Annotated in this window: 1 protein-coding gene; it reads left to right on the top strand. The window is 75.2% G+C overall.

Features of this window, described 5'->3' with window-relative positions; translation table 11 throughout:
* A partial coding sequence (locus HWY08_RS21590; RefSeq protein WP_176069179.1) for a transketolase C-terminal domain-containing protein occupies positions 1-1,093 on the top strand: 1,093 nt, incomplete at both ends.

The raw sequence follows: 1,093 nt of genomic DNA, 5'->3' as shown, positions 1-1,093 counted from the left end.
CCGGTGCTGGTGCACGCCATCACCACCAAGGGCAAGGGGTACCAGCCGGCCGAGAAGGACCTCGCCACCCGCGGCCACGGGCTCTCCTTCTTCGACGTCGCGACCGGGAAGTCCACGGCCAAGAAGGCGGCGGTGAAGAGCTACACCGACCTCTTCGCCGAGGCGCTGTGCGAGCAGATGGAGCGCGACGGGCGGGTGGTGGCCATCACCGCCGCCATGCTGGAGGGGACCGGGCTCATCAAGGCGAAGCAGCGCTTCCCGGACCGGACCTACGACGTCGGGATCGCCGAGCAGCACGCGGTGACCTTCGCGGCCGGGCTGGCGTGCGAGGGGCTCAAGCCGGTGGTGGCCCTCTACTCGACCTTCCTGCAGCGCGCCTACGACCAGATCATCCACGACGTGGCGCTGCAGAAGCTGCCGGTGACGTTCGCGCTCGACCGCGGGGGGCTGGTGGGGGCCGACGGCAAGACGCACCAGGGCGCCTTCGACCTCGCCTACCTGCGCTGCGTGCCGAACCTGGTGGTGATGGCGCCCTCGGACGAGAACGAGCTGCGCCACATGCTCGCCACCGCGCTCGCGCACGACGGGCCGGCCGCCTTCCGCTTCCCGCGCGGCTCCGGCCTGGGCGTGAAGCTCGACCCGTCGCCGGCGCCGCTCCCGCTCGGGAAGGCGCGGCTGGCGCGCGCCGCCGGGGCGAGGCCGGACGTGCTCCTGCTCGCGGCCGGGACCACGGTCCAGGCGGCGCTGGCCGCCGCCGAGACGCTGGCGGCGGAGGGGGTGGCGGCGGCGGTGGTGGACGCCCGCTTCGTGAAGCCGCTCGACGAGGCGCTCTTCTGCGAGCTGGCGGCCTCGGCGCGGCGGGTGGTCACGGTGGAGGAGGGGGCGCTCATGGGCGGCTTCGGCGCGGCCTGCCTGGAGGCGTTCGAGCGGGGCGGGGTGCTGCCGGGGCTCCAGGTGAAGCGGCTCGGGCTGCCGGACGCGTTCGTCACCCACGGCGACGCGGGCAAGCAGCGCGCCGAGCTCGGCTTCGACGCGGCCGGCATCGCCGCCGCCGCCCGCGAGCTCGTCGGCGACCGCGCCGCGCGCGGCGTGG

Origin of the sequence: Anaeromyxobacter diazotrophicus (assembly GCF_013340205.1) — a bacterium.
GTDB classification, from domain to species: domain Bacteria; phylum Myxococcota; class Myxococcia; order Myxococcales; family Anaeromyxobacteraceae; genus Anaeromyxobacter_A; species Anaeromyxobacter_A diazotrophicus.
The sequence above is the reverse complement of the archived record's forward strand: the minus strand, read 5'-3'. Positions and strand labels throughout refer to the sequence as shown.